The 19,545-nt window shown below is 48.4% G+C and carries 18 protein-coding genes; 12 read left to right on the top strand and 6 right to left on the bottom strand.

The window, feature by feature from the left end:
• The first annotated feature begins 2 nt into the window (after window positions 1-2).
• On the top strand, window positions 3-2,534 hold the full coding sequence (locus tag ACT6NV_RS12940) for a PIG-L family deacetylase (RefSeq protein ID WP_445384861.1): 2,532 nt from the start codon (window positions 3-5) through the stop codon (window positions 2,532-2,534).
• Between the two features lie 104 nt (window positions 2,535-2,638).
• Window positions 2,639-4,354 carry a sodium:solute symporter gene (locus tag ACT6NV_RS12935; RefSeq protein ID WP_445384860.1) on the top strand — a complete coding sequence of 572 codons (1,716 nt, stop codon included), beginning with the start codon at window positions 2,639-2,641 and terminating at the stop codon, window positions 4,352-4,354.
• A 44-nt stretch (window positions 4,355-4,398) separates the two neighbouring features.
• Here the strand turns inward: ACT6NV_RS12935 and ACT6NV_RS12930 are convergent, their stop codons facing one another.
• Window positions 4,399-5,241 carry a DUF2911 domain-containing protein gene (locus ACT6NV_RS12930; protein ID WP_445384859.1) on the bottom strand — a complete coding sequence of 281 codons (843 nt, stop codon included), beginning with the start codon at window positions 5,239-5,241 and terminating at the stop codon, window positions 4,399-4,401.
• A gap of 99 nt (window positions 5,242-5,340) precedes the next feature.
• On the bottom strand, window positions 5,341-6,489 hold the full coding sequence (locus ACT6NV_RS12925; protein ID WP_445384858.1) for a T9SS type A sorting domain-containing protein: 1,149 nt from the start codon (window positions 6,487-6,489) through the stop codon (window positions 5,341-5,343).
• 162 nt (window positions 6,490-6,651) lie between these two features.
• Here ACT6NV_RS12925 and ACT6NV_RS12920 point away from each other — a divergent pair, with 162 nt between their 5' ends.
• Genes ACT6NV_RS12920 through ACT6NV_RS12910 form a run of 3 tightly spaced genes read left to right on the top strand, consistent with a single transcriptional unit; the run spans window position 6,652 to window position 9,146 of the window.
• Window positions 6,652-7,143: an SRPBCC family protein gene (locus ACT6NV_RS12920; RefSeq protein ID WP_445384857.1), complete on the top strand. Its 492-nt coding sequence runs from the start codon at window positions 6,652-6,654 to the stop codon at window positions 7,141-7,143.
• A gap of 4 nt (window positions 7,144-7,147) precedes the next feature.
• Window positions 7,148-7,837 (top strand): SDR family NAD(P)-dependent oxidoreductase, encoded by a 690-nt coding sequence (locus ACT6NV_RS12915; RefSeq protein WP_445384856.1) that lies wholly within the window; start codon window positions 7,148-7,150, stop codon window positions 7,835-7,837.
• 1 nt (window position 7,838) lies between these two features.
• Window positions 7,839-9,146 carry a cryptochrome/photolyase family protein gene (locus ACT6NV_RS12910; protein WP_445384855.1) on the top strand — a complete coding sequence of 436 codons (1,308 nt, stop codon included), beginning with the start codon at window positions 7,839-7,841 and terminating at the stop codon, window positions 9,144-9,146.
• A 1-nt stretch (window position 9,147) separates the two neighbouring features.
• Here the strand turns inward: ACT6NV_RS12910 and ACT6NV_RS12905 are convergent, their stop codons facing one another.
• Window positions 9,148-10,194, bottom strand: coding sequence for a DUF6340 family protein (locus tag ACT6NV_RS12905; RefSeq protein ID WP_445384854.1), 1,047 nt, complete (start codon window positions 10,192-10,194; stop codon window positions 9,148-9,150).
• A gap of 201 nt (window positions 10,195-10,395) precedes the next feature.
• On the opposite strand from ACT6NV_RS12905, the gene ACT6NV_RS12900 reads away from it, so the two are divergent.
• From ACT6NV_RS12900 to ACT6NV_RS12885, 4 genes are read left to right on the top strand one after another with little or no spacing between them, the layout of a single operon-like run.
• Window positions 10,396-11,835: an amidohydrolase gene (locus tag ACT6NV_RS12900; protein WP_445384853.1), complete on the top strand. Its 1,440-nt coding sequence runs from the start codon at window positions 10,396-10,398 to the stop codon at window positions 11,833-11,835.
• A 14-nt stretch (window positions 11,836-11,849) separates the two neighbouring features.
• Complete coding sequence (locus tag ACT6NV_RS12895; RefSeq protein ID WP_445384852.1) at window positions 11,850-12,143, top strand: GNAT family N-acetyltransferase; 294 nt, start codon at window positions 11,850-11,852, stop codon at window positions 12,141-12,143.
• A gap of 1 nt (window position 12,144) precedes the next feature.
• Complete coding sequence (locus ACT6NV_RS12890; protein WP_445384851.1) at window positions 12,145-12,570, top strand: (4Fe-4S)-binding protein; 426 nt, start codon at window positions 12,145-12,147, stop codon at window positions 12,568-12,570.
• A 45-nt stretch (window positions 12,571-12,615) separates the two neighbouring features.
• Window positions 12,616-13,611 carry a pirin family protein gene (locus ACT6NV_RS12885; RefSeq protein WP_445384850.1) on the top strand — a complete coding sequence of 332 codons (996 nt, stop codon included), beginning with the start codon at window positions 12,616-12,618 and terminating at the stop codon, window positions 13,609-13,611.
• A gap of 28 nt (window positions 13,612-13,639) precedes the next feature.
• Here the strand turns inward: ACT6NV_RS12885 and murA are convergent, their stop codons facing one another.
• The 3 genes from murA to ACT6NV_RS12870 form a co-directional block, all read right to left on the bottom strand.
• A complete protein-coding gene (murA, locus tag ACT6NV_RS12880; protein WP_445384849.1) occupies window positions 13,640-14,947 on the bottom strand; it encodes a UDP-N-acetylglucosamine 1-carboxyvinyltransferase in 1,308 nt (435 codons plus the stop codon).
• A gap of 5 nt (window positions 14,948-14,952) precedes the next feature.
• The gene (locus ACT6NV_RS12875) at window positions 14,953-15,603 is read right to left on the bottom strand and encodes a DUF4290 domain-containing protein (protein ID WP_445382002.1); all 651 of its coding nucleotides are present in this window, start codon (window positions 15,601-15,603) and stop codon (window positions 14,953-14,955) included.
• 97 nt (window positions 15,604-15,700) lie between these two features.
• Entirely contained in the window at window positions 15,701-15,988 is a 288-nt protein-coding gene (locus tag ACT6NV_RS12870; protein WP_445384848.1) for a DUF493 family protein, read from the bottom strand.
• Window positions 15,989-16,076: 88 nt separating this feature from the next.
• Here ACT6NV_RS12870 and ACT6NV_RS12865 point away from each other — a divergent pair, with 88 nt between their 5' ends.
• The 3 genes from ACT6NV_RS12865 to fmt are packed head-to-tail and all read left to right on the top strand — an operon-like array spanning window position 16,077 to window position 19,481.
• A complete protein-coding gene (locus ACT6NV_RS12865) occupies window positions 16,077-16,646 on the top strand; it encodes an AAA family ATPase (protein WP_445384847.1) in 570 nt (189 codons plus the stop codon).
• Window positions 16,639-18,534 (top strand): RecQ family ATP-dependent DNA helicase, encoded by a 1,896-nt coding sequence (locus ACT6NV_RS12860; protein WP_445384846.1) that lies wholly within the window; start codon window positions 16,639-16,641, stop codon window positions 18,532-18,534. The genes ACT6NV_RS12865 and ACT6NV_RS12860 overlap by 8 nt, the downstream gene beginning before the upstream one ends.
• The gene (gene fmt, locus ACT6NV_RS12855) at window positions 18,534-19,481 is read left to right on the top strand and encodes a methionyl-tRNA formyltransferase (RefSeq protein ID WP_445384845.1); all 948 of its coding nucleotides are present in this window, start codon (window positions 18,534-18,536) and stop codon (window positions 19,479-19,481) included. Before ACT6NV_RS12860 ends, fmt begins: the two co-directional genes overlap by 1 nt.
• Window positions 19,482-19,545: the final 64 nt, after the last annotated feature.

Raw genomic sequence — 19,545 nt, 5'->3', positions numbered from 1 at the left:
ATATGCCGTATTTCGCCCGAGCGATCCTTTTATGGTTCTTTGCGTTTAGTTCTTTTATTAATGCCCAGGCGCCTCACCCTCCATCCTCGGTTCAACTTTACAATGATCTGCAGAAACTGAATTTCCTGGGGAATGCCCTTTACATTGCGGCACATCCGGATGATGAAAACACACGGCTGATCTCCTATCTCTCCAACGCGGTGCATGCCCGAACGGCTTACCTTTCTTTAACACGTGGAGACGGAGGTCAGAACCTGATCGGACCCGAATTAAGGGAGCTGCTCGGGGTGCTGCGTACTCAGGAGTTACTGGCAGCAAGGTCTGTAGATGGTGGGGAGCAATTTTTTACCAGGGCAAATGATTTCGGGTATTCCAAGCATCCGGATGAAACCCTCAGCATATGGGAAAAGGACAAGGTGCTTTCCGATGTAGTGCGTATTATCCGTCAATTCAGGCCGGACGTTATCATCAACAGATTCGACCACCGGACGCCGGGCAGTACACACGGTCATCATACATCCTCAGCCATCCTTAGTACGGAGGCATTTGAGCTGGCCGGAGATCCCAACGCTTATCCCGACCAACTTCAAGAGCTACGGCCCTGGAGTCCCAGCAGGCTTTTCTTCAACACTTCCTGGTGGTTTTACGGGAGCCAGGAGAATTTCGAAAAGGCCGATAAATCCCGTTTGATCTCCATGGATGTGGGTGTATATTATCCGGAACGGGGCCTGTCCAATAACGAAATCGCCTCTATAGCCAGTAGTCAGCACCTGTGCCAGGGCTTTGGCCGTCCTACCGTCAGAGGTTCTCAAAGTGAATACATCGAGTTACTGAAAGGAGAAATGCCCGAGGGCCAGGACCTTTTTGAAGGGATTGACACCAGCTGGAACCGTATCGAAGGCGGCTCCGGAGTCGGGGAACTATTAAATGAGGTTGAGCAAAATTTTAATTTTACCAGGCCTTCAGTACACCTCCCTGCATTACTGGAAGCCTATCAAAAACTACAGGACCTGAAGCCTTCTTATTGGAAAACCGTTAAAAGCCGGGAACTTTCCGAACTGATCGCCGGGGTTATGGGGCTGTATATGGAAGCTTCTGCAAAGTCTTATTACGGAATACCCGGAAGCGATGCACAAGCAGAGCTGGAGCTGACTAATCGTTCCGACTGGCCGGTGCGTCTGACCGCTGTTACTATTAACGGTGCAGGCATCCTGAAAGAGCCCCTCTCGCTTAAGACAAACGAGGCTAATGAAATTGATTTTGACCTTAATATCCCGAAGGACCATCCAGGGACCAGTCCGTATTGGCTCCGGCAAAATGGCAGCCTGGGTATGTATGCTGTGTCAGACCCTGAACTGATCGGAAAACCAGAAACACCGGCGGCATTTAGCCTGAAAATCATGCTGGAAATCAACGGTACTCCCATTGCGTTCGAACGGCCTGTGATCCACAGATATGCTGAGCCGGACAAAGGGGAACTTTTCCGGGCCTTTGAAATCCTTCCCCCGGCAACGGCAAATTTTCAGGAAAAAGTAAAAATATTTAGCGGGGCCCATTCGCAGCAGGTGCAACTTACTGTAAAGGCTATGGCTCCCGAAACCAATGGCAGCCTTTCCCTCTCTGTACCCCCGGGGTGGAATACAGAACCAAAGAACCAGGAATTCAGTGCTCAGGACGCCGGGGAAGAACGGGTATTCCAGTTTACCCTTATCCCGCCCGATAAAAGCAGCGAGGGCTACGTTGAACCGAGACTAACACTTGACGGAAAGGTCTATACAAAAGAGCTGATAACCATCGCTTATGACCATATCCCAACCCAGTCTGTATTATTGCCGGCAAAGCTCAAAGTGGTACGCCTGAATGTCGAAAAAGCCGGGCAGCATGTGGGCTATGTGATGGGTGCCGGAGATGCCATTCCGGAAAACCTGGAGGCCATCGGGTATACTGTCCACCTGTTGCAGCCTTCCGAACTCACAAAAGAACAACTACGGAATATGGATGCGCTGGTTGTTGGAATCCGCGCCTACAATGTTCTGGATGACCTCCCTTTCAAACAGGATATACTTATGGAGTACGTAAGGGAGGGTGGCACCATGATCGTTCAGTACAACACCTCCGGCCGCGGCAATGCTGATTTTTCGGCCAATGCCCCCTACCCCTTAAGACTTTCCCGCGACAGGGTTTCAGATGAGACCGCCAGGGTCAGCATCTTGCAGCCCAACCACCCGCTGCTGAATTTCCCAAACCAGATCAGGGAAGAAGATTTTAATAACTGGGTTCAGGAACGCGGGCTGTATTTCCCGGACCAGTGGGATACGGCCTATACCCCGCTGCTGGCCATGAATGACCCTGGAGAATCTGCCAAAAAAGGTTCCCTTTTAGTAGCTCCTTATGGGGAGGGGTATTATATTTATACGGGCTTGAGTTTTTTCAGGGAACTTCCCGCAGGTGTTCCGGGAGCCTTCAAGCTATTTTCTAATATGCTTTCCATAGGGAAGGCCCAAATAAAATCGGAAGGTGCAGTTAAAGGATGAGATGAAAGAAAAAATGGTCTGGAAACGGGAATACACCGTAGTAATCCTGCTCAACACCATCTACATCCTTATTTTCTATTTTATTATGACCGCAAACGCATAATATGGCGACCTTAGACTGGATTATTCTTTCTGGAACCCTATTGTTTATTGTGGTTTACGGCGTATTGAAAACCCGGGGCAGCAAAAATGTAGATGATTACGTCCTGGGCGGAAACAAGGCCAAGTGGTGGACCATCGGCCTTTCGGTTATGGCCACCCAGGCCAGCGCGATCACCTTTCTGTCCACCCCCGGCCAGGCTTTTCACGATGGGATGGGGTTCGTACAATTTTACTTCGGCCTTCCCCTGGCCATGATCGTTATTTGCCTTGTTTTCGTTCCTATTTATCACCGGCTGAAGGTATACACCGCCTATGAATTTCTGGAAAAGCGCTTTGATCTGAAAACCCGTACCCTTGCTGCCATCCTGTTTTTGATACAACGGGGGCTAGCTGCCGGGATTACCATATTTGCACCCTCTATAATCCTTTCAGCGGTACTGGGATGGGACCTGCGTACCCTGAACATCATCATTGGTATCCTGGTAATTATTTATACGGTATCGGGCGGCACCAAAGCCGTAAGTGTGACTCAGAAACAGCAGATGTTTGTGATCATGCTCGGTATGTTTATGGCTTTTTTCTTTATCCTGGGATATTTGCCTGCTGATATAAATTTCAGCAAGGCACTTAAAGTGGCCGGAGCAAGCGAGAAACTCAATATCCTCAATTTTGAACTGGATACTACCAGTCGTTATACCTTCTGGAGCGGCATCACCGGAGGGATGTTTCTGATGCTGGCCTATTTTGGGACAGACCAGAGCCAGGTACAGCGCTATTTATCGGGTAAGTCGGTCCGGGAAAGCCAGCTCGGCCTGATTTTTAACGGGATCCTGAAGATCCCCATGCAGTTTTTTATTCTTTTGGTTGGGGTAATGGTATTTGTGTTTTACCAGTACAATGCCTCTCCCCTGAATTTCAACCCGGCCGGGACCAAAGCAGTGCTGGAGTCTGAATACGCTCAGGACTACCGCCGGCTGCAGGAAGCCCACAGGGAGCTGGAAGTGGATAAGAAGATTGCGCAGAACAACTTTTCCGAAGCGCTGGAGAGTAAAGTATACACCGAAACCGTTGACGCCAAGGCACAGATACTGGCGATCAATAAAAAAGAACGCAACAACCGGGAACTGGCCCGGGAATTAATCAGCAAGGCAGATCCCATTGTAGAGACGAACGATAAAGATTATGTTTTTATCCATTTTATCCTCAATTTCCTGCCAAGGGGGATTATCGGCCTGCTCTTGGCGGTTATCCTGTCTGCGGCGATGTCATCCACAGCTTCTGAATTAAATGCGCTGGGGACCATCTCAGCCCTGGATTTATATAAAAGGAACAAGAAAAACCCGGAGGAGCCCTTAGAACAGAAATATTATGTGCGGGTCTCCAGGCTTTTCACGCTGCTATGGGGGGTGATTGCCATAATTATCGCCTGTGTGGCAGACCTCTTTGATAACCTGATTCAACTCGTAAATATTATTGGTTCCATCTTTTACGGCAACGTTCTGGGGATTTTCCTGCTGGCTTTCTTTTTCAAGTTTGTTCGAGGGAACGCCGTTTTTATTGCTGCCCTGATAACGCAGGTAATCGTCATTACAGGTTGGTACTATGACTGGATGTCATATTTATGGCTGAATGCCTTTGGCTGTTGCCTTGTAATCCTTTTAGCGGCAATCTTAGAGGGATTTGACCGTTTGCTGAACCAACCTCCCATCAGGGTATAAAAAAACCCGGCATGAGCCGGGTTGATACTTTCAATTATCACTTTTTACATAGCCCCCCATTCCCTGAGTGAGTCTTCGTTCATTTTAACATAGTCCGCATTTCCAGCTTTCTTTGCAGCTGCCAGTGATTTTTTTGCGGCGGCAATGGCCCCTTTGGAATCACCCATCTTAGCATAGATAAGGGATTGGCGACGCAACATCCAGAAGGCATCCGGATTCATTTCCACAGCCTTGTCTATCCACATTTTGGCTTTGTCCATTTCCAGGCCTTCCTCATAGTAATAGGAGGCGGCAGAAAAATAAGCATTAGCCGAAGGCCCTGCCATAGTGCCTTCTATACTTGCCATCGCTTTTTCGCGGGTGGGTACCTCAAAAGGAACCCCAACATAGGTTTTATCCCAGGCCATTCCCAAAGTAGCCCCGTTGTTGTGTATGGCGTCAATTGAGATTGTGAAAGACTCTACGGGCATATTTAGCTCCTGGGTATTTACCATGGCCTTAGCTGCCACTTTAGATTCATCCCAGCTGGAAGGTGTCCCCCAATTGCTGGTGTCTGAATAGAAATACACTTCCCAGTTATCTTTCCCTGGCCTGGTAAAAATGGCATAGGTTCCTGCCTTTATTTCCTGTCCGTCAATTTTCACATCATCGCTAAACGAGATGGTACTATTTGCGTTGGCTCCCGTCCTCCAAACCTTGTCGAAAGGGACCAGATCCCCGAAAATCACCCTGCCTCTCATAGCAGGACGCGAATATTTTAGGCTGACCTCTGTCAGGCCAACAGCCTGCTGCACTTCTGCAGCCGGGCTGGGCTGCGGAGTCTGGATTTGCGAAAACCCTGACAGACCACAGCAAACTGAAAATAACAATAATGATAGGCGCTTCATATTATCTGAATTAATGGTTCCTGTAAAGCTATTAATAATGAAAAGTGCTATTTGTTAACAAAACCATAAAAGAATGAAAGAATAAAAGAATGTATCGATTCAATAGCGCAGAAAAGCCCTGGCCCTCGATCCTGAACCTAAAAACAACTTCAGGTAATACACCGCTGGACTCAAGGCGGAGATATCTACCTCCCCTTCCCGGATTTCAGAGCCTTTCTGAAGCAGTAGCTGCCTGCCGGAACTGTCAAAAACAGCATGTGCCAGAACAGTAGTTTCCGAAGGCAGGCGGTATTGCAAAATATCCGACCTTGGGCTACTTACAAGTAACAACCTGTCCGAATCCTGCGCTCCATCTTCAGGGTCAGGTTCGGGTTCTCCCCCTCCATCGGTCTGGTTATCCGTCGGGGCGAGTTTCAATTTAAAAACTGCGGCAGGAAGGCTAAGCAGGCTATTGGAAAAATCTTCGGAACTCACATACAACATATTATTGTTTCCTACAGCCACTCCTTCCGCCTGTGCAAAACCTATAGGCAATGTATATTTTTCAAAACCACCCGGAAAATCGCTTGAACCTATGCTTGAAATGGTAAATATAAAAGGTTGTAGCTGTGTGCTGTATCCTAGTACAATTATGTTCTCTGTTGCTGCAGTAATATCAGCGCCGGTGACCAGCCCGTTCAGCGGAAATTCGGCAATCCGCCTGGCCTGGAAATTCCCGGCGGTTTTCGGGAGGCTGTAAACAACAGTGCCCAGAGATTGCCATTGCTTGGTAAATATGTACAGGGAATCCCCCTGTGCAATAAGGGCTTCTGCGTCCCAGTCACTATTGCCGTTTCCACTAAAATCTGTTTGGTCTTCGTAGGCATAAGATATTACTTCCGCATTTACGGTATTACCGCTTTTGAAATCTGTTTTGGAGACCTTTAATATTTTCAGATCGGTCCGTGTCCCGCTGTTATTTCCAATGTCGGCTATATATAAAAATTCTTCATCCTGAGCCAGGTCTTCCCAGTCTGTATTGACGGCATTGGCAACCTGCACCTGCCTGACAATCTGAAGGGATACGGTATCCAATTCATAAAGCAAAGGCTCATTCCCGGAGTCATTATGGGAAATCAGCAAGTCTCCGGCCAACAAAAGGCCTGAGCTTTCATTTAGTTGTTGTGGCAAATTCCCCAGGATTTCAAAATCCGACTGGGCCTGAATTCCCCAAACGCTCAACAGGAAAAGGAAAAGAATCTTTTTCATCTCCCAAAAGGTACAAAATATCCCAAAGTTACACTCCCTTTTAGGTTGACCCGGTTCAATCATTCGACAGGAAGAACAACAGGTGGTTTTATAAGTTGTTTAACAATAGTTATATTTTGACTAAACAAAATACTACTATCTTTGTGTAAAGCCGGTTTTTATATGCACAGACTTGAAGCAAGACAGTTCCTGCCTATCTCGAAAGAGAAGGCGTGGGAATTTATTAGCAACCCTGCAAACCTGCAGTTGATCACCCCTCCGGAAATGAAATTTAATATCCTCACCGGGGCAGATAAACCCCTTTATGCAGGGCAGATCATCCATTACCGGGTTTCGCCCCTCCCGTTTTACAGGACGAGCTGGACCACTGAGATAACGCAGGTACAATCCGGGGAGTACTTTATAGACAACCAGCTGCGAGGCCCCTATTCGCTGTGGCATCATAAGCACTTTCTCTATGAAACGACAGCCGGGGTGCTTATGGAAGATGTAATTGATTACAGGTTACCATTGGGGCTAATAGGTCGATTGCTGAACAGACTGTTTGTACAAAGGCAGCTCAGGGCTATTTTCAATTTCAGGAAAGAATCCCTGCAGCAACGCTATGGCACCCTGGAAGGACAACCGGCATCATTAACCTTTAAAACATTATAATCCTATGAAAAAGAATATTTTAATTGTTGGCGGTTCCTCCGGGATAGGGTTGGAACTGGTCAAAATACTAAAGGAAGATCACAACCTTTACACAGCCTCCCGGAATGCCGGCCCGCTGCAGGAAATGGGTGTGCAGCATCTGCCGATGGATATCACCGGCGAAGTGAATTTTGAAAATTTACCCGAAAAGCTTGATGGCCTGGTCTACTGCCCTGGTAGTATTAACCTGAAACCTTTCAAGATGCTGAGCCTGGAGACTTTCCAGGAAGATATGGACCTTAATTTTAATGGTCTGCTTCGCGTCTTAAAAGCGACCATCTCCAAATTTTCACCCGGAGCCAGCCTGGTCTTTTTCAGCACTGTTGCCGTGGGAAGCGGAATGCCCTTCCACACGAGCGTAGCGGCTGCCAAGGGAGCCATAGAGGGCTTTGCCAAGGCGCTGGCTGCGGAATACGCCCCCAATCTTAGGGTTAATGTCATCGCTCCTTCCCTGGTAGACACGCCTTTAGCTGAACGCCTGCTGAACAATGAGAAAAAGCAGGAGAAAATGGCCGAAAGGCACCCTCTGAAACGGGTGGGAACCGCCTCAGACATTGCTGAGATGGCAGCCTTTCTGCTCTCTGATAAAAGTGGCTGGATGACCGGTCAGGTACTGGGTGTTGACGGAGGGATATCCACCCTGAATATTCAATAGTATGGCCGATTCCCATTGCATATTCTGGTTTAGAAGGGATTTGCGGCTAACCGACAACAAAGGTTTGGAAACAGCCCTGAAATCCGGAAAACCGGTTCTTCCCATTTTTATTTTTGATAAGGCCATCCTTGAAGAACTTCCGGAAGAGGATGCCAGGGTTAGTTTTATACACAAACAACTCTGTAAGATTTCCGAGAGTTTAAAGAATGATCACAAGAGTGGCCTGGCGGTTTTTCACGGAGAACCTGAAGCCATTTTCAAAAGGCTGATCAGTGAGGGAACGGTTGCTGCAGTCTATACCAACCGGGATTATGAGCCCTATGCCCGAAAACGGGACCAGGCTGTGGAAGCGCTTTTAAAGGAAAATGATATCCCTTTTCATACCTGCAAAGACCAGGTGATATTTGAAAAGAGCGAAGTAGTCAAGGATGATGGGGACCCTTACGTGGTCTACACCCCTTATATGAAAAAGTGGAAAGAGCATTTCGAACCTGAAAAACACCTTCAGAAAACAGATTCCGTTTCAGATGCTGGCGATTTTCTTCGGGACAGGGACTTTCCGTGGATTAGCCTGGAGGATATGGGTTTTAAACCTTCGGAAATTGAAGTGCCCGATTACGATCTCAGCACCTCGCTGATCGATAATTATGAAGACACGCGAAATTTTCCAGCCAAAGACGGGACTTCCCACCTGGGGCCACATCTGCGTTTCGGAACCATCTCCGTTCGGCAGGCCGCAAAGAAAGCCCTGGACTCGGAGAACGAAACCTTTCTGAATGAATTGATCTGGCGGGAATTTTTTATGCAGATCCTCTGGCATTACCCCGAAACGGTCAACAATGCGTTTAAGAAAAAGTACGATCGTATACCATGGCGCAATAAGGAGGAAGAATTTGAAAAGTGGAAAAACGGAAACACCGGTTACCAATTGGTAGACGCCGGTATGCGCCAACTCAATAAGACCGGATACATGCATAACAGGGTCCGCATGCTGGTGGCGAGTTTTCTTTGCAAGCACCTGCTGATAGACTGGCGCTGGGGAGAAGCCTATTTTGCTGAAAAACTACTGGATTACGAACAGGCCAGCAATGTAGGGAACTGGCAGTGGGCTGCAGGCAGCGGGGTTGACGCCGCTCCATACTTCCGCATTTTTAATCCGATGACGCAGGTAGATAAATTTGACAAAGGCCGCAATTATATTCGCCAATGGGTGGAGGAAGTCGATACGGATTCCTATCCGGATAAAATAGTCGATCATAAAGAGGCCCGGGAACGCTGTCTGGAAACCTACAAGGAAGCCCTTAACTAACTTACCTGGAGAGCTGTGCCTCCAGCCGCTGCTGCTGGTTCTGACGATTTTGTAATATCCTCAGATACCTCAATGCATCCCGATTACCATAAATGGAATAGGCATCGCCTGCCCATTGTACAGCCTCATCCAGGTTTCCATTAATCTCATTGATGATTGCCATATTGTAGGCAGCCCTGCCGGCTATTTTCTCTTTGGGATGGTTCAGTTCCTGTTCCCATAAGCGGGCGGCTTCATTCCATGCCCCGGTCTGGGCCAGGCGCTTCCCTCTGACAAAAGGCTCAGAACCCCTTACAAAATATTGCCTTCCGACCCGTACCCGGGAAGGTTCCAGCCTGCCTCCGTTGTAAAAGCCGGTTCTGTGAGCCTGATCCATAACTTTTTCAGTACGGTAAGACAAGGTCTGCAGGGCTTCTGCGGGATTGATCCCTTTGGCACTCAGTAGAAACTGGTCTTCGTAAACCATCTCATCCTGTAAGGGCAGTCCGGGCTCATACAAACGCCAGCCACTTCTGATCCGGGTAACCAAGTCCAATTGATGTCCGGGAACCGGTATTTTCACCCCCAGGGCATTGGGCACCAGGACCTGGGCAATACTGAGGTTTACATTGGTATCCGTGTCAAAAAATGAGAGTGAATAAAGGGCGTCCAGGCCATATTGATCGCAGACCTTTACGATCTGATCCTGGCTAAGCGGTGCCGGCAGGCCCTTTAATCCCTTGTCCAGTTCGGGTGTACTATCCAGCACGGCAACTACTTCAAACCTGCCGGACTGTCGCAGACGATCAGCCAGGCCCTGAAGGGCAGCCTCTGCCCCTTTTTCATCCAACTTTAACCCTTCGGCCGTCAGGATTGCATCGATCCTGGCAAAGCCCTTGTTTGCTTCTGACGGGCGGGAACGATTAATAATCCCAATACGCTGTACCTGAGGGCTTAACTCAACAGGAGCCGGCTGGGAAACCGTCATGCTCAGATTATTGGTTGCACTGCAACTCAAGAGCAGGCTAATTGCCGAAAAAATCAGGGTAATCTGGTGAAAGGTCTTCATGTGTCTGGTGATTTACAGGCTTTGTTTCTCTTTTTAAACGACTGGTTTTTAAAAAATTGTATTTTTTCGATGTATGACATCCGTAGACCTGCTATGGCCAGCGCTGCCAAACCAACTATTTTTGATATCTTTAAGTTTCTGAGGTCAGGTCTCTATCCTGCCTGAAATAAGCTGATTAACCAACTAAAATCATTTTTGAAAATGCGAAAAACAACCCTGATATTTATGATCCTGTTCACGGGCCTCACGCTGCAGGCCCAGAAAATGGATAAGAATAAGAAAGCGCTGGTCGCCTCTATTGAGGCGCATAAGGACAATCTTATTGCTATAAGCGATTCTATCTGGGCCCTGGCGGAAACAGCATTCGAAGAAGGGGTTTCTTCGCGAATCTTAGCTGATTATGCTGAAAAAAATGGGTTTGAAGTAGAGCGGGGCGTTGCCGGGATGCCTACAGCCTTTGTTGCCACCTATGGCAGCGGAAAGCCGGTAATCAGCGTGCTGGGGGAATTTGACGCCCTTCCGGGTATTTCGCAAAAAGCCCAGCCTGAAAAAGAACCGCTGCAAGCGGGTGCGGCAGGCCATGGCTGCGGGCATAACCTGTTTGGAACAGCCAGCCTGGCATCGGCTGTTGCTGTCAAGGAATTAATATCTTCAGGAGACCTCAAGGGCACTATCAAATTTTTCGGTACTCCCGCTGAGGAGAAATTCTTTGGCAAAATCTGGATGGTCCGTGAGGGCTTATGGGACGATGTGGACGTAAACCTGAGCTGGCACCCCGGTGCCAATACGGAAGCTGATGTGCAGAGCACCCTGGCCCTGGTGGATTTTAAAGTGGAGTTCTATGGGCAGGCAGCCCATGCCTCGGCAGACCCATGGAATGGAAGAAGCGCCTCCGATGCCCTGGAATTATATACTACCGGGATCAATTATTACAGGGAGCACATCAAACCGACGGTACGCATACATTACCACATTCAGGACGGGGGCCAGGTAGTCAATGTGGTCCCGGATTATTCCAAAATCTGGGTTCGTGTCCGCGACACCAAGCGAAGCGGGATGATGCCCGTTTATGAACAAGTGAAAAAAATGGCAGAAGGTGCTGCAATAATGGCCAATGTGGATTATAAGATTTCCCTTATTTCAGGGATTTATGAAGTATTGGTTAACCGTGCCGGAGGGGCCATTATGCAAAAAAACCTGGAGCTGCTCGGGCCAATCACCTATACCGCTGAAGAAGAAGCCTTTGGAAAAAAAATACAGGAAGCAACCGGTAAGCCACAGGTAGGGATGGACAGTGCCATACAACCCCTGAAGGAAACACAGGAGCATCCGGGAGGAGGTTCTACCGATGTGGGTGATGTAAGCTGGAACGTAGCAAACATTAACCTCAGTGTAACAGTAGCGCCCAAAGATACTCCCTGGCATTCCTGGGCCGTTGTGGCCTGCGGGGGTATGAGTATAGGCCACAAAGGGATGCTATATGCCTCCAAAGCCCTTGGGATGACCATGGTAGACCTCTTTGAAGACCCTAAAAAGGTGGCTGAAGTGAAAGCGGAGTACATCAAGCGAAAAGGAGACGTGGTGTACGAACCCATCATTCCGGATGGCCCGCCTCCGATTGATGTGAGCCAAAATCAATAATACCCACAAGCCGAATGCATCACAAACTGGTCGATAACAGCGAAGCCAAGCGCTATGAATTTGAGGTTGAGGGCCATCTGGCCCGAATTGAATACATTAAGGCACAGGACAGGATTTACCTGACCCATACCGAGGTGCCGGATGCGCTGGCCGGCAAGGGCATCGGCTCTGCACTGGTAAAGGCTAGCCTTGCTGATATTAAGCGACAGGGACTTACCCTGGTGCCGCTGTGTCCTTTCGTCGCTCTTTTCCTCAAAAGGAATCCGGAGTGGAAGGAACTCGTTTTAAAAGGAATAAACATAGCTTGACATGACAGAAAGACAAATAGTTAAGAAATACGATAAGGACGGATTTAAAGTGGTTTGGAAGCCCAAAATGTGCATTCATTCCGAGATCTGCGTAAAAACACTCCCTGAGGTCTATAAACCCGACCAAAAACCCTGGATTCAACCCGAAAATGCATCCGTGGCAGCCCTGAAAAATCAGATAGATCGCTGTCCGTCAGGGGCACTGAGTTACGAAATGCAGGGAGAAGCCACAGGGGCTGCAGATTCCAATGCCTTAAAGGCAGATATCATTAAGGGTGGCCCCCTGATTATCAAGGGTGCCCTTGAGGTAACAGACAGCTCCGGAAACATCAAAAAAATGGAGGGGAACACGGCCTTCTGCCGTTGCGGAGCCTCCTCTAACAAACCCCTTTGTGACGGGTCACACCGTAAGATCGAATTCGATTAAAAGCGGCATCCCCTCATAATCACATCAGACCAAAAGCAGATACGAATGTCCGAAAACGTCAAACAGATATTTCCGCTGGGGTTTCCATGGGATACCCCAGACCCCTTTTTGTTTTGTGTCCACCACCTGGACCTTTACCCGAAGGCCAACGAATCCATGGGCCCGGATGCCGACCTTAGCGGACGGAGTCTCGGGAACGATTTTACCATCAAAGACGGCTGGCGAATGTACCACGGCCATACTATTCCGGGCTTCCCGTCCCATCCTCACCGCGGGTTTGAAACCATTACCATCGTAACCAAAGGCTACTGCGACCACAGCGATTCCCTTGGGGCAGCTGCCCGCTTCGGACAAGGCGATGTTCAATGGATGACCGCAGGCCGTGGGGTGCAGCACTCGGAAATGTTCCCGCTACTCAATCAGGAAGGCCCTAACACCTTTGAGTTATTTCAGATATGGTTAAACCTGCCGGCAGAAAAGAAACTGGTGGAGCCGCATTTTAAGATCCTTTGGAATGATATGTTGCCGAAAATTGATGTTGCAGGCGTTTCTATCACTTTAATCGCCGGGCAACTGGATAATACCACAGCACCGGAACCCCCACCGGATTCCTGGGCGGCAGACCCTGATAATGATGTGCAAATCGCCCTGATCGATATGGAAGCCGGGGCCGCTTATGAGCTGCCGCAGGCCAAAGAAGGCAGTAATCGCAGACTATATTTGTTTGAGGGTAACCGGGTTCGCCTGGCCGATACCCGCCTGGCTAAAGGCCAGGGGGCTGTCCTGGGCAGTGCTCCTGTGACCATACAGAATACGGGGGAAGCCTGCCGGTTCCTGTTACTTCAGGGAAAACCCATTTCTGAGCCTGTGGCCAAATACGGCCCCTTTGTAATGAATACTCAGGAAGAAATTAACCGGTCTATACAGGAATACCAGTTAACCCAATTCGGTGGTTGGCCCTGGCCGCATCCCGACCACGCACACCCGAAAGAGAAAGGACGCTTCGCAAAGTACCCAGACGGTACCCTGGTAGAGAAATAAATTTTGGGAAAGCGGTAATTCAAAAAAATTACAGCCGTGTAATCCTGGCGCCTATCGCCCTTAGTCGGGTGTCAATCGCTTCGTAACCCCTGTCTATTTGTTCGATGTTATGAATGGTAGAGGTGCCTTTGGCAGACAGGGCAGCAATCAGCAGGGATACCCCTGCCCGGATATCCGGGGAAACCATGGTGGTTGCCTTTAAGGTGGATTTAAAATCGTGCCCTATTACCGTTGCCCGATGCGGGTCACACAAAATAACCTTGGCCCCCATATCCAGTAGTTTGTCCACAAAGAACAAACGACTTTCGAACATTTTCTGATGAATGAGCACTTCTCCCCTTGCCTGGGTGGCTACCACAAGGATAATACTTAAAAGATCCGGGGTCAATCCCGGCCAGGGGGCATCTGCAATAGTAAGGATAGAGCCATCAATATAATTCTGGATTTCGTATCCTTTCTTGTGGGCCGGAATAAAAATATCATCGTCCCGGCGCTCCAGGGAAATACCGAGTTTGAGGAAGACAGAAGGAATGAGTCCGAGGTCTTCCCAGCTCACATTTTTAATGGTCAGTTCGCTGCGGGTCATCGCGGCAAGACCAATCCAGCTACCAATTTCAATCATATCTGGTAGCATGCGGTGTTCTGTACCCCCCAGGGAATCTACCCCTTCAATGGTGAGCAGGTTGGAACCGATCCCGCTGATCTTTGCCCCCATCCGGTTGAGCATTTTACAAAGCTGTTGCAGGTAGGGTTCACAAGCCGCATTGTAAATGGTAGTGGTGCCTTCTGCCAAAACAGCCGCCATAACGATATTGGCTGTTCCGGTTACCGAAGCTTCGTCCAGAAGCATGTAAGTGCCTTTCAGGCGCTTGGCCTCCACCCCATAGAAGTGTTCTTCACGATTGTATCGAAATTTGGCTCCCAGTTTTATAAAGCCATCAAAATGCGTATCCAGACGGCGCCTGCCGATTTTGTCACCTCCGGGTTTGGGAATGTATCCCTGTCCGAAACGGGCAAGTAAAGGTCCTACCAACATTATAGAGCCTCTCAAACCTCCCCCGTCTTTTTTAAACTGCGCCGATTGCAGGTAGTCCAGGTTTATATCGTCTGCCTTAAAGGTATAGGAGCCTTTGCCCTTTTTCTGGATTTTAACGCCCAGGTCTTCCAGAAGGGCAATCAGTTTATTTACATCCAGGATATCCGGAATATTATGGATAGTAATGGGCTCAGCGGTAAGCAAAACAGCACAAAGAATCTGAAGGGCTTCATTTTTCGCTCCCTGAGGGGTGATTTCGCCATGCAGGCTATGCCCTCCTTCAATAATAAATGTTCCCATGAAATCTAATAGCGCTTTTTACCCCGATTCGAACGTTGACTCTTCTTTCCGGAACTACTCCTGTTGGATTTAACGGTTCGCTGCTTGAGAAACTGACCACTTTCAGTGAGGTTTTCCCCATCCGAAGCTAAATCAATTTCACCATTGCTCAACTCGTATAAATGGTTGAAGATGGCCTTGTCGTCTACCGTATCCTTATTCCAGTTCAGGTAGCACTTTTTCATATGGTTGGCTATAGCGTACTCCAGGCCATCCCGCTTATCCCCTTTTTCCCATTTACGGGCCACATCTATCATTCGTTTGATGTTGTTACCGTAAAAGCGATACTTTGGGTGGTTTTGCGGGTATTCCAGAGGGTCCGGGCGCTGCGCCAGTAATTCCTTGCTGGGAATGGGATAAGGTGAATCCACATCCAGTTTAAAATCGGACATGATAAAGAGCTGGTCCCATAATTTATGCTGGAAATCAGGAACGTCCCTGAGGTGCGGTTGCATATTTCCCATTACACTGATTATGGCCTGGGCTATGCGGTTGCGTTCTTCACGATCTTCAATGCTCACGGCATAGTCTACCATTTTCTGGAAGTGGCGGCCGTATTCCGGGATATGCAGGTGCGGGCGCTCCGTGTTGTATTCGAGGTTTTCTACTAAATTCAAAAGGTGTGCTAGGTATTAAATTAACTTATATACAAGAAGTTCTGCAAAGTACCAAAATTTAGGCATACTACCATAAGAAACAGTTATGTTCCGCTTATTAAAGAGATATTACCCCCTTAACTTTTCCTACTTCCCTGTATTTTTCGATTACCTGGTCCGGGTTTTCAAGGTGTACCATAATGGAAAGACTGGTGTATTTCCCATTCCTGGATTTTTTTGATTCAATTACAGCTCCCGTATTGTTGAAGATACTGCCGATCTGTTCTATCCGTTCCGGGTCTGTGGGAATTATAAATTTATAGAGGTAATTGGATGGCCAGGTGGTCGATTTTTGCAATTCCTCCCTGAGCCGGCCATAAAATTCTTCAGCATTCTCTTTTCCCATGCAAAATATTTTTGCAAATATAGTCTAAAAACAGCCATTTGAGCAGCCCAAAGGGATTGCGTATTTTTGAAGTTGAAAGCCAGGAGAAGTGTCTGTAAAACGTATCGTAATCAGCGGAGGACCGGGAACCGGAAAGACCGCTCTTATTCAAACCCTAGAACAAAGGGGGTTCCACTGTTTCCATGAAATTATCCGGGAAATGACCCTGGAAGCCCGGAAAAACGAAACAGGGCGGGAGCAGCTTATCAATCCGCTTGCTTTTGTAAAGGATCCGCTCGAATTCAACAAGCGGATTCTCGAGGGTAGAATTGAGCAGTTCCACCATGCAAAAAAATTACAGCACCCATTTGTATTTTACGATCGTGGCATCCCTGATATTATCGCGTACATGGAATACTTCAACCAACCCTACGGACGCCTTTTCCTGCAGCCCTGCCAGGAACTGAAATACCACCTCGCCATTTTACTTCCGCCCTGGAAAGCAATTTACAGGCAGGATGACCAACGCCTGGAATCGTTTGAAGAAGCCTGCGCGATCCACGAGCATCTAAGGGCCAGTTATCAAAAATGCGGATACAATACGATAGACCTCCCCCTGGGCCCGGTTGAATCAAGGGCAGACCAGCTTCTGAAACTGATTGCAAACGCAAATGAATAAAGATCCGCATTATTATCTCCGGCAGTACTGGGGCTTTGAAAGCTTCCAGGGCTCGCAGTTGGCCATCATCAGGTCTTTGATGGAGCATAGGGATGTGCTGGGGCTTCTGCCCACCGGGGGCGGTAAATCTCTGTGTTATCAGTTGCCTGCTCTGGCAATGGAGGGCATTTGCCTCGTTATCTCCCCTCTGGTTGCCCTGATGGAAGACCAGATAGCGAATCTAAAGGCGAGAAATATAAAGGCCATGGGGCTGTTCGGAAAAATAAAGCAGCAGGAATTGACAGAGCGCCTGGACAATGCCCAGTTCGGCAACTACAAGTTCCTCTACCTTTCCCCTGAACGCCTGCGGCAGGAGATCGTCCTGGAGCGCCTCAAATATCTCGATATTTGCCTGATAGCTGTAGATGAAGCTCACTGTATTTCACAGTGGGGGTTTGATTTCCGCCCGGCCTATCTGGAGTGCGCCGTGCTGAAAGAAGTTTTTCCACAAACCCCTATGATCGCTTTAACGGCAACGGCAACCGAAAATGTTATTGCGGACATTCAGCAAAGCCTTCATATGAAAGACCCCCTGGTATTCAGGGACTCCATTGAAAGGCCGAACATCAGCTACAGGGTATTGAAGACCGCTGATAAGGACCACCGGCTGCAGCAGCTGCTTAAAAACATAGATGGCAGTGCCATTATATACGTGCAAACCCGAAGAAAAACCAAAAGCCTTTCGGATTTTTTGACAGCGAAAGGAATATCCAGTTCGTCCTATCACGGAGGGCTTTTGCAGGACCAGAAAACCACAAGACTGGAAGATTGGCTCTTAGGAAAAAAGAGGGTGATGGTGGCCACCAATGCTTTCGGGATGGGGATCGATAAATCCGACGTACGCCTGGTTGTGCATTACGAGGTCCCCGAAACCCTGGAACACTATGTGCAGGAAGCCGGAAGGGCCGGAAGAGACGGATTGCCTGCATGGGCTGTCCTTTTGGTGGCACCGGGTGACCTTAAAAGGGCAGCAGAATTCTTCCTGGGCAACATTCCCGAGATAAAGGAAGTGGTGGGTATCTACCGGCACCTTTGCAATTATTTCCAGGTGTCTTACGGTGAAATGCCTGAGCATAGTTTTCCTATGGACTTCAGCCATTTTTGCGAACGCTATGGGCTGCAACAAATGAAAGCCTATAATACACTCGAAATTTTGGACCGGCAGGAAGTGATCCGGCTAAGTCAGCAAAGCAAAACTTCAGCTTCCCTTAAGTTTATTTGCTCCAAACAACAACTTTGGGATTATATACATAAAAACCCCGGGGCTGAATTGCTGATAAAAAGCCTGCTCCGAACCTATGGTGGGCTTTTTGATTTTACAACCTCCATAAATACCCGCTTGTTAGGAGCAAAAGTGGGGATTGCGGAATCTTCGGTGATCCGTTCCCTGCAACAATTCGAAAAATACGCGCTGATTGAACTGCAGCTTTCACAGGGGGATATGGAACTGAGTTTTACCCGGGTCCGCCAAGATGAAAAGACCATTTATGCCTTTTCCGGTCAGTTAAAGGCACGGCAAAAAATTAAAAAAGAAAAGGTAGCCCAGATGGCTTTATTCCTCAGGGCCAGCGGCGGTTGCCGTCAAAACCTGATACGGGAATATTTCGGAGAACCTCAGGGAGACCGGTGCGGTCAGTGCGACCTATGCCTGCAGGACGCGCCTGAAATCCATTCCGAACCGGAAATGAGAGACCGAATAATGAGTGCTTTAAAAGAAAGGGCCATGACCTCCAGGGAGTTGTCAGCCACATCGGCCTTTCCTGAACCCGAGCTATTGAGCTGCCTGCAACAGTTATTACAGGAGGGTCGCTTGCGGCTTGGCCGGCAAAATGAATATATACTGAATTGATGGAAAAATTAAGAATTGCATTTTTTGGCACCCCGGATTTCGCGGTTGGATCGCTCAAAGCCCTGCTTCGGGAGGAATTTAAGGTAGTAGTTGTGGTAACAGCGCCCGACAGGCCTGCCGGCAGAGGAAGAAAATTGCAGGCTTCGGCTGTTAAGGCCTTTGCACTGCAGCAGCATATCCCGGTTTTGCAACCGGAAAACCTTAAGGATCCCTCATTCCTTGAAACGCTTAAGGATTACAGAGTCAATTTGCAGGTAATCGTTGCCTTCAGAATGCTTCCCAGAGTTGTATGGGCCCTGCCTGAGTTGGGAACTTTTAATTTGCATGCCTCCCTGCTCCCCGATTACCGGGGGGCTGCACCTATCAATTGGGCTATTATCCGGGGAGAAGCGCAAACAGGTGTTACCACCTTCTTTATAGACGAGCAGATTGATACCGGAAATATTATCCTCCAAAAGAAAACGGACATCTTACCAGACGAGACCGCCGGGCAGCTGCACGACAGGTTGATGGAACTGGGGGCAGAGCTAGTAGTAGAAACAGTTCGCCAGATCGAACAGGGAAATACGACCACCCATGCCCAGGACATGAGCAAAACCTATCAGAAGGCCCCCAAACTGAATCGGGAGAATTGCCAGCTGGACTGGACGCAACCTGCAGCTAAAATCCACAACAAGATCCGGGGGCTCAGCCCCTATCCGGGGGCCTGGTCCTTCTTTCAGAACAATGGGGAGGAAGAAATTGTAAAAATATTTGCTTCCAAATACACTGAAAAGAATAATAGTATGGATACCGGCCGAATCTTGGTTGAAGATAACCGGCTATTTGTACAGTGCGGAAAAGGCATGCTGGAGGTGCTTGAAATGCAGCTTCCCGGGAAGCGAAAAATGGCCGTAAAGGATCTGCTGAATGGGTATACGGTGGCAGAAATTGCCAAATTCTGCTAAGCCCCCTGTTTTAAAGGCTTTCCTGAAGGCACCTAAATTTCCAACTTTATCAACAAACGCCCGA

This window comes from Robiginitalea insularis (genome assembly GCF_052497835.1).
Note: the sequence above shows the minus strand (reverse complement) of the source record. Positions and strands in the feature narration are given on the sequence as shown.

Coding starts and splice junctions, on each gene's coding strand:
- ACT6NV_RS12940 (WP_445384861.1), top strand. CDS start 3: ATGCCGTATTTCGCCCGAGCGATCCTTTTATGGTTCTTTGCGTTTAGT.
- ACT6NV_RS12935 (WP_445384860.1), top strand. CDS start 2,639: ATGGCGACCTTAGACTGGATTATTCTTTCTGGAACCCTATTGTTTATT.
- ACT6NV_RS12930 (WP_445384859.1), bottom strand. CDS start 5,241: ATGAAGCGCCTATCATTATTGTTATTTTCAGTTTGCTGTGGTCTGTCA.
- ACT6NV_RS12925 (WP_445384858.1), bottom strand. CDS start 6,489: ATGAAAAAGATTCTTTTCCTTTTCCTGTTGAGCGTTTGGGGAATTCAG.
- ACT6NV_RS12920 (WP_445384857.1), top strand. CDS start 6,652: ATGCACAGACTTGAAGCAAGACAGTTCCTGCCTATCTCGAAAGAGAAG.
- ACT6NV_RS12915 (WP_445384856.1), top strand. CDS start 7,148: ATGAAAAAGAATATTTTAATTGTTGGCGGTTCCTCCGGGATAGGGTTG.
- ACT6NV_RS12910 (WP_445384855.1), top strand. CDS start 7,839: ATGGCCGATTCCCATTGCATATTCTGGTTTAGAAGGGATTTGCGGCTA.
- ACT6NV_RS12905 (WP_445384854.1), bottom strand. CDS start 10,194: ATGAAGACCTTTCACCAGATTACCCTGATTTTTTCGGCAATTAGCCTG.
- ACT6NV_RS12900 (WP_445384853.1), top strand. CDS start 10,396: ATGCGAAAAACAACCCTGATATTTATGATCCTGTTCACGGGCCTCACG.
- ACT6NV_RS12895 (WP_445384852.1), top strand. CDS start 11,850: ATGCATCACAAACTGGTCGATAACAGCGAAGCCAAGCGCTATGAATTT.
- ACT6NV_RS12890 (WP_445384851.1), top strand. CDS start 12,145: ATGACAGAAAGACAAATAGTTAAGAAATACGATAAGGACGGATTTAAA.
- ACT6NV_RS12885 (WP_445384850.1), top strand. CDS start 12,616: ATGTCCGAAAACGTCAAACAGATATTTCCGCTGGGGTTTCCATGGGAT.
- murA (WP_445384849.1), bottom strand. CDS start 14,947: ATGGGAACATTTATTATTGAAGGAGGGCATAGCCTGCATGGCGAAATC.
- ACT6NV_RS12870 (WP_445384848.1), bottom strand. CDS start 15,988: ATGGGAAAAGAGAATGCTGAAGAATTTTATGGCCGGCTCAGGGAGGAA.
- ACT6NV_RS12860 (WP_445384846.1), top strand. CDS start 16,639: ATGAATAAAGATCCGCATTATTATCTCCGGCAGTACTGGGGCTTTGAA.
- fmt (WP_445384845.1), top strand. CDS start 18,534: ATGGAAAAATTAAGAATTGCATTTTTTGGCACCCCGGATTTCGCGGTT.